6 protein-coding genes are annotated in these 9,054 nt (G+C 45.4%); 5 read left to right on the forward strand and 1 reads right to left on the reverse strand.

Annotation, left to right across the window (positions count from 1 at the left end; all coding sequences use genetic code 11):
* Window positions 1-6: 6 nt before the first annotated feature.
* Complete coding sequence (locus BFL47_RS15315; protein WP_069660675.1) at window positions 7-1,830, reverse strand: M61 family metallopeptidase; 1,824 nt, start codon at window positions 1,828-1,830, stop codon at window positions 7-9.
* Window positions 1,831-1,992: 162 nt separating this feature from the next.
* Here BFL47_RS15315 and BFL47_RS15320 point away from each other — a divergent pair, with 162 nt between their 5' ends.
* From BFL47_RS15320 to BFL47_RS15340, 5 genes are all read left to right on the forward strand, one after another.
* Window positions 1,993-3,063 (forward strand): efflux RND transporter periplasmic adaptor subunit, encoded by a 1,071-nt coding sequence (locus BFL47_RS15320; protein ID WP_069660676.1) that lies wholly within the window; start codon window positions 1,993-1,995, stop codon window positions 3,061-3,063.
* A gap of 9 nt (window positions 3,064-3,072) precedes the next feature.
* Window positions 3,073-6,180, forward strand: a complete 3,108-nt coding sequence (locus BFL47_RS15325) for an efflux RND transporter permease subunit (RefSeq protein WP_069660677.1) — start codon at window positions 3,073-3,075, stop codon at window positions 6,178-6,180.
* A gap of 4 nt (window positions 6,181-6,184) precedes the next feature.
* On the forward strand, window positions 6,185-7,501 hold the full coding sequence (locus BFL47_RS15330; RefSeq protein WP_069660678.1) for a TolC family protein: 1,317 nt from the start codon (window positions 6,185-6,187) through the stop codon (window positions 7,499-7,501).
* 71 nt (window positions 7,502-7,572) lie between these two features.
* Complete coding sequence (locus BFL47_RS15335) at window positions 7,573-7,962, forward strand: response regulator (RefSeq protein WP_069660679.1); 390 nt, start codon at window positions 7,573-7,575, stop codon at window positions 7,960-7,962.
* Between the two features lie 17 nt (window positions 7,963-7,979).
* Window positions 7,980-8,837 carry an N-acetylglucosamine kinase gene (locus BFL47_RS15340; RefSeq protein ID WP_069660680.1) on the forward strand — a complete coding sequence of 286 codons (858 nt, stop codon included), beginning with the start codon at window positions 7,980-7,982 and terminating at the stop codon, window positions 8,835-8,837.
* Window positions 8,838-9,054: the final 217 nt, after the last annotated feature.

Consider the following 9,054-nt stretch of genomic DNA (forward strand, 5'->3'; position numbering starts at 1 on the left):
ATTCCGTTATAAATTAAGCCATCTCTTCCGTACTGCAAACTGATCCACAGTCGCATCATTCGAATTCTCTATATGAAATTTCCCCTTCGGATCCTTTTGCAGCGTCACAGACACTGTTTTAATCAACCCATCACGGGATAACAACACATTAACCTTTTCACCTGCCTTTCTGTTTGCAATATATTGATCCAGGTCCGTTGTTACTTTCGCAACCTCCACAGCACCGGTAAAACGATTACCATCAACCGCAATGATCTCGTCATTTACGCTGATGCCCTCTTTCCAGGCTGCCCCATCACGCATCACACTGCTCACTATAAACTTTCCCTCTTTATTCGAGGCCACCAAACCTAAAGAAGCCACTTCTTTACCCTGATAATCGTTCAGCAGGTTCAATCCTGCATGATCCAGATGGATCGAGTAATTAATCGGTCCCGCCTGATACACATACTCCCTATAGAAGGCATCCAATGAAATCCCGGACACCTTTTCAGCCATCGCTTTAAATTCCAGCGAAGTAAAACCCCTCTTCAACTTCAGGTAATACTCGTCGTACATCGCTTTCATTACATCATCCAGACCCTTTTGCGCCTTAGTTGCATTGATGATCTCCAAATCGAGAATCATCCCCAGCAAAGCACCTTTATTATAATAGGAGATCCCGGTGTTCTTCGAATTCTCATTCGGACGGTAATATTTAATCCAGGCATCAAAGCTCGATTCCGCAACAGGCTGAATCTTTGTACCCGCCTGGTTCTCCACGATCTCAATATCACTACAAATCACATCCAGATATTTTTCCGGCGAATAAAAGTCATTGCGCCTTAAAATCAGGTTATCATAATAAGCCGTAAAACCCTCCGAAATCCACAAATCCGTCGTATAGTTTTCATTGTCGTAATCAAAAGGACCCAAAGCCTCAGGGCGCAGTCTTTTCACATTCCATAAATGGAAATATTCATGTGCAACCAGTCCCAGAAAATTGGTATACCCCTTTTCTGTACCGTAACCATCACGCGAAGCACCCAATACCGTAGAATTCAAATGCTCCAGACCACCGCCACCCTTCAGCATATTGTGCACAATAAACACATATCTCGTATTCGGCATGTGATCAAAAATAGATTTCTCCGAATTTACGATCTTCGCCATATCGACAGACAACCGCGCCTTATCGTAATTGCCACTGCCAACCATCGCTACCGTATGTTTCGTACCAGCCGCATCAAATTCAAAAGTATCCTGGTTCCCGATCTCTATCGGCGAATCAAACAGCACATCAAAATCAGACGCCCTGTAGCTGAACCCCTTCAGCGGCTCCAATCCCGTAGACACCTTTTTCCATCCAGCAAAGGGCTGAACCGTCACCACAGCAGGCAAATTCAGCATTCCGTTTACATACATAAAAACCCCTGTAGGCGAAATAAAGGCATGGGCGTCATCCACAAAACTCGTGCGCACCGAAATCTCAAAAGCATACACCTTATAAGAGACCGTTATTTTTTTATTATGATTCGTAGTAATCCTCCAGGTATTCTTGTTAATCTTCACAAAAGGCAGAATCTCCGTACCCGATAATCCTTTCACGCCAAACTGCTCCACATTTTTAGAAAACTCTCTCACCAGGTACGAACCCGGCGCCCATACCGGCATTTTTACATCTATAAAATCAGCATCAACCCCCGAAAGGATCATGTTTACATCCACATAGTGCGCCTGAGGCTCTGAAAAAGACAACTCAAAGGCAATTTCCGTTTGAGCATCCGCATTTTTTATAGTAAATAGCATAATAAAAAGTACCAGTACAGAGAAAAGAGTAAATTTATTCATATGATGGGCAAAAGTAATGATTTCATTGCTAGTGTATCAAGCGTTAATTCAGGTAAAATACTTGATACACCTGAAAACACAAGCACTAACATTGTAATTTTACGATTACGGACAGAACGTAACCCAAACAAAGACGGTCAACCTTGTTGTATCCAATAACGTATGAAACTAAAATATATCATTTACGCTTTGCTGATTGGTGGAGTAGCAGCTCTGGTTATTTACAGAATCACCGCTAACAAAAAAGCTACCGCAGCTGAGTCCGCAGGCAAAGGAAATGCTTCTCAAAAAACAGCTACCGTAAACGGGATCATTGTAAGCCCAACCTCCTACGCAAACACCCTTTCTATCACCGGTTCCATCGACGCCAACGAACGCGTAGACATCCGCAGCGAAGTTTCCGGAGTCGTACGCGGCATTACATTCAAAGAAGGCGGCAAAGTAAACAAAGGACAGGTACTCCTTAAGATTGACGATTCCGAACTCCGTGCACAACTTTCACAAGCCTTAACCCGACAGTCGCTAGCTGCCGGAACCGAAAACAGAGCCAGTCAGCTCCTGGCCAAAGAAGCCATCAGCCAGGAAGAGTTTGATATCGCACTTGCCGATCTGCGCTCACTAAAAGCACAAACCCAATTGATCCGTGCCCAGTTAAACAAAACACAAGTACGCGCACCCTTCAGCGGAACCGTAGGACTCCGCAACACATCCGAAGGCGAATACCTCACCCCTACCACTATAGTAGCCAGTTTAGTCGATACCGACCCCATCAAGATCACCTTTTCCGTACCCGAAAAGTACTCTTCCAAAGTAAAAAATAACACGAAGATCACCTTTACTATCTCTGGCAGCAGCCGAAAATACAGCGCTACCGTATATGCCATAGAGCCACAGGTCGAAACCGCAACCCGAACCCTGCAACTCCGTGCCAAAGCCTCTAACCCCGATGGCACCCTGATCCCCGGATCATTTGCCAACATCGAGTTACCGCTCAGCAATGTCGATAAAGCCCTGCTCATTCCCAGCGAAGCCATTATCCCCATTCAGAACGGCAAAAAAGTATTCATCGCCTCCAAAGGCAAAGCAAAGGAAGTAATGGTGGAAACATCCACACGAACAGAAAAAGATGTACTGATCACCTCAGGATTGAAACAAGGTGACACCGTTCTTACCACCGGTGTAATGACCCTAAAAGAAGGAAATCCTGTCAAAGTGGTTATTTCAAAGAAATAATAACGAGCAATGAGTTTATCTACCACAGCCATCAAAAGACCGGTTTTTACCATTGTAATCAACCTGGTACTCATTTTATTCGGAATCATCGGATATACCTTTCTGGGGATCAGGGAATTTCCCTCTATAGACCCCGCCGTGATCTCCGTCCGCACCGGTTATGCAGGAGCCAATCCCGACATCATCGAGTCGCAGATCACCGAGCCACTCGAAAAATCCATCAACTCCATCGACGGCATCCGTAACATCACTTCCTCCAGCAACCAGGGATCCAGCAATATCACCATCGAATTTAACCTCGATAAAAACCTGGAAGAAGCCGCCAATGATGTGCGCGATAAAGTATCACAAGCCTCACGGAGTCTGCCACAGGATATTGATGCCCCTCCCGTCGTGTCAAAAGCAGATGCCGATTCGCAGCCCATCATCACGATGACGGCACAGAGCAGCGTCAGGGACCAGCTCGCTTTAAGCGACTATGCCGAAAATGTAATTTCACAACGCATCCAAACCATTCCCGGTGTCAGCAGTGTACAGATCTGGGGACAAAAGCGTTACGCCATGCGCCTTTGGATCGACCCTATGAAACTCGCCTCTTTCGGCCTCACCGTAGCCGATGTGCGCAATGCCCTAGAAAGAGAAAATGTAGAACTCCCTTCCGGAAAATTAACCGGCGACAATACCGAATTAGGCGTAAAAACCCTGGGAAACCTGGCTAACGAAGAACAATTCAACAACCTGATCATTCTGACAGAAGGCGATAAGATCATCCGCCTGAGCGATATCGGCAGGGCAACACTCGGTCCCGAAAATCTCGAAACTGAAATGACGCAATCCGGCGAACCCATGGTAGGCTTAGCCATTATCCCGCAACCCGGTACCAATTATCTGGAGATTTCCAATGCCTTCCAGGAACGGTTTGAACAATTAAAAAGAGAACTACCCAAAGACATTAAACTCGATATAGCGGTAGATAATACCTTATTTATCAAGCAATCCGTAATCGAAGTAGTCGAAACGATCGGCATTTCCCTCATCCTCGTAATCCTCATCATTTACCTGTTTTTCAGGGACTGGAGCATTGCCATGAGGCCGCTTATCGACATACCCGTTTCCCTGATCGCTACCTTTTTCATCATGTACGCGATGGGGTTCTCCATCAATGTCCTCACCCTTTTAGCTATTGTACTGGCAACAGGACTGGTGGTCGACGATGGTATTGTCGTTACCGAAAACATCTTTAAAAAAGTAGAAGAAGGCATGTCGCCCATTGAAGCCGCCATCAAAGGCTCCAATGAAATTTTCATGGCCGTTATCTCTATTTCAATCACCCTGGCGGCGGTATTCCTGCCCGTCATCTTTATGGAAGGATTTGTGGGGAGGCTCTTCAAAGAGTTTGGAGTCGTCATCGGGGCAGCCGTACTGATCTCCGCTTTCGTATCCCTTACCCTTACCCCGATGCTGAATGCTTACCTGATGAAAGCAGGGAAACATAAAAAGTCACGTTTTTACGACATCACCGAACCCTATTTCGTTAAACTGAATAAGGGATACGCTTCCGCACTCAGCAGCTTCATGACAAGAAAATGGCTTAGCTTCCCCATACTGTTAGCTTGTATTGGCCTGATTGGTCTTTTCTACACGATCATCCAAAAAGAGACAGCCCCTTATGATGACCGAAGTTACCTGCGTACCGTTGTAAGCGCCCCCGAAGGCGCCTCTTTCGAATACATGGAACGCTATATGAAAGATCTCACCAAACTCGTCAACGATTCCATCCCGGAGAAAAAAGTAAACCTGGTGATGACCTCCCCTGGATTCGGTTCCTCTTCCATCAATACAGGAAGGATGATCATTTCCCTGAGCCAACCCGACGAACGCGAAACAAGTCAAAAGGAAATTGCCCAAAAACTTACCCGCCTTACCAAAAAATACAGCGAAGGCAAAACATTAGTTACCGAGCAGCCTACCATCTCAGTCAACAGGCGTGGAGGACTCCCCATCCAATTCATCATCCAGGCACCCAACTTCGAAATGCTCGAGAAAAAAGTGCCCGAATTTATGGACCTGGTATCACAGGACCCAACCTTCACCACTTCCGATGTCAATCTGAAGTTCAACAAACCCGAAATTAACATCACCATCAACCGCGAAAAAGCACAAAGTCTTGGCGTATCCGTCCTCGATGTAGCCCAAACCCTGCAACTCTCCCTCAGCGGACAGCGTTTCGCCTACTTCTTAATGAACGGCAGGCAATACCAGGTCATCGGGCAGTTTGACAAAGTGGACCGCGAAGCACCAATTGACCTAACCTCCATCTATGTAAAAAGCAATACCGGGCAGCTTATTCAGCTCGACAACCTGGTCAGTTTAAAAGAACTGAGCAGTCCCCCACAACTCTACCATAATAACCGGTACCTTTCCGCAACCGTATCCGCAGGATTAGCTCCCGGAAAAAGTATAGGAGATGGCATAGACGCCATGGAACGCATTTCCGGCAAAGTATTAGACGATACCTTCACTACCGATCTTGGTGGCGAGTCCCGCGACTTTGTAGAAAGCGGATCCAATACCCTCTTTGCCTTTGGTCTGGCCCTGTTACTGATCTATCTGATCCTTGCCGCCCAGTTCGAAAGTTTCATCGACCCTCTCATCATTATTTTAACCGTCCCAATGGCCGTTGCCGGAGCCCTTTTATCGCTTTGGCTCAGCGGACAGACCTGGAATATCTTCAGCCAGATCGGAACGATCATGCTCATTGGGCTAGTCACGAAAAATGGAATTCTGATCGTGGAGTTTGCCAACCATCTGCGTCAGCAGGGAAAGAGCAAAATGGAAGCCATTCTCGAAGCATCAGAATCAAGACTGAGACCTATTTTAATGACCAGTCTAGCTATTTCTCTTGGTGCACTTCCAATTGCCCTGGCCTTAGGAGCAGCATCACAAAGCCGTATGGGAATGGGGATTGTCATTGTAGGAGGAACCATTTTCTCCCTCATCCTTACCCTGTTCATCATTCCGGCCATCTATTCCATGTGGTCCAGGAAGCGCAGATCCGAAGAACGGTTAAAAGAAATCGACTCATTTGAAAAACACGAAACTATTGAGGTTAATTAAGCACATGAGATTTAGCCCGATTAGTATCGCATTACTTCTGATCATTACCACGGTCAGTACCACCAAAATCAAGGCACAGGAAGTGTTGACCCTTGAACAAGCCATCCGCATCGCTTTGGAGAATAACTACAATATCCGGATCTCCAAAAACGAAACACAGGTCAGCAGCAATAATGTCAATCTGGCCAATGCCGGCCTGTTGCCTAATGCAAGTGGCAACTTCAGCAATGCCCATTCCATCCAGAATACCAGTCAGACCCAATCCGATGGATCCATCCGTAAACTCGATAAAGCCAAAAACTCCAGTCTCAATTATGGTGTTGGCTTAAACTGGACCATCTTTGATGGCTTTGGCATGTTTGCCAACTACGACAGGCTCAAAGAACTCGAGAAATTAGGCGAAACCAATATGAAGGCTACAATGCTAAGTACCGTTTCCGATGTCGTAAACCGTTACTACTATCTTATCCGCCTGCAAAAAGAAGCAGAAGCACGAGATTCAGTAGTCACCATCTCCCGCCAAAGGCTCAACACCGCCGTCAACCGCTATACCATAGGAAAGGCAGCCAAACTCGAAGTATTAAATGCCACAGTCGACCTGAATACCGACACCACTGATCTGTTACGACAAAAAGACCTTGTACTCTCCAATAAAATCGCCTTAAATGAACTGCTGGCACGAGAGGTCAATACCAGCTTCGAAATCAGGGACAGCATTACAATCGACAAAAACCTGGTCTACCAGGAGCTCCTGGATCGCGCTTCCAAAGAAAACCCGGTCATCCAAACCGCATTTATCAATGAGCGCATTGCCCGCTTAAACCTCAAACAAGTAAAAGCCCTTCGGTACCCAACGGTAGGGGTCAATTCCGGGTATAATTTCAGCAACTCACATTCCGAACTCGGTTTCGCCCGCGATTCCAAGGGACAAGGATTCAACTATGGCATTACCGCCTCCCTCAATCTCTTCAATGGCTTTTTGCAAAAAAGAAACGAGAAGAATGCCAGTATTCAAATTGACAATGCACAGCTGGATTATAGCCGGCTGAAGCAGAATATCATTTCTCAGCTCTCCACAGCCTACCAAACCTACCGCACCAATCTCACCTTGGTAAAGCTCGAAAACGATAACCAGAACGTAGCCAAACAAAACTTACAAATTACGCTGGATAAATACCGTTTAGGCAGTGTCACCCCCTTAGAGTTCAGAGAAGCGCAGCGCAACTTCCTCGAAGCCTCCGTCAGGTTTACCGATTCCCAATACCAAGCCAAACAAGCTGAAATCGCATTAAAAGAATTAGCCGGAAATAACGTTTTCTAAAGCTAATTATGTAACTTTAAAGAGATTTTTCCGTATATAAGAACAATCTGTCTTCTGCTAGCAAGTATTGTATGTGTGATTTTAAATATAAATCGGTGCTTTTAATCGATGATAACTACATCGATAACATAATCAATACCATGCTTATTGAGGCAAATCACTTTGCCGATAAAATCACAATTATTAACGTCCCATTGGATGCTATTGAGTACCTGAGTCTGTGTGCGCAAACCAATACCCTTCCCGATATCATCTTTCTAGACATCCGCATGCCCGGAATTGACGGCTTTCAATTCCTTAAAAGGCTGGAACCCATTAAACACTACTTTCCTGCCAGTTTAAAAATATATATGTTAACTTCGTCTTTCGACCCAAGAGACCTGAAAGAAATAAAGGAAAACAAGCTTATCACCAATTTTATAGGCAAACCACTTACTTCAGAGGCTCTGGAAGAAATATAAACCAGAACAAAATTACCATGATAGTAGTTGCCGATAGCGGATCATCCAAAACAGATTGGATCATTTCAGGAAATCCCACAGGATTAATCGAATTCAGCACCAAAGGCATCAACCCCTACTTCAGCAACGAAAAAGAGATCACCCGGTCCATCATACAAAAGCCAGAAATTAAAAAGTACGCCGAGGACATCAGCGAAGTGTATTTCTTCGGAGAAGGATGCGCCAATCCCGACCGCCATGAAATGGTATCCAATGCCCTGACTACAGTATTCAAAAATGCATTTATTGACGTAGAGAATGATGCCATCGGGTCCGCTTATGCTACCTGCGGCAATGACAAAGGATTCACCTGCGTACTCGGATCAGGCTCGAACATCGCTTTCTTTGACGGAACAGCCGTACAATACGGAAACCAGGGATTAGGCTTTATCCTCGGCAACGAAGGCTCAGGCGCATGGTTCGGCAAAGAACTCGTCACCTCCTTTCTATATGGCACCATGCCCGCAGGGCTGCGCAAAGCATTCAAAGAAGAGTATCAAGTAAGTAAAGAATCTATCATTGAAAATGTATATCAGCGACCCATGCCCAATATTTATCTCTCCTCCTTTGCCCCATTTATGGATCAGCATCGTTCCGATCCTTTTATCGAAGAATTACTAAACTGCGGACTCGACAAATTCATTGTCACCCACCTTTTGCCCTATCACGACCACCGCAAATACCCCTGCCACTTCGTCGGCACCATCGCCTGGCATTTCCAGGATGCATTACAGGCATTATGCAAAAAGCACCACATCATCGTAGGTAAAATCCTCGCCAGACCAATCGGCGAACTTATGGAGTACATCCAACGCAGCGGCGGCATCCAGGCTTAAAAATCATATTCGTTTAGATTTATTCAATAGCCCAGATAACACTATTAAGTCTTTTCTTTATCTTTTTTAGTGTATCAAGAACAGCTTTTTCATCAGGTAAATTGCCATAGACCAAATTTGCAAAATCTCCATTATAGGTAAGCCTTAACTCAGCCCAAACATGATCCAGGTCTTTAAATATTAAAGCGTATCCGTCCTATGAACTACATATTTGATT

This window comes from Arcticibacter eurypsychrophilus (assembly GCF_001730525.1).
Taxonomy (GTDB): domain Bacteria; phylum Bacteroidota; class Bacteroidia; order Sphingobacteriales; family Sphingobacteriaceae; genus Arcticibacter; species Arcticibacter eurypsychrophilus.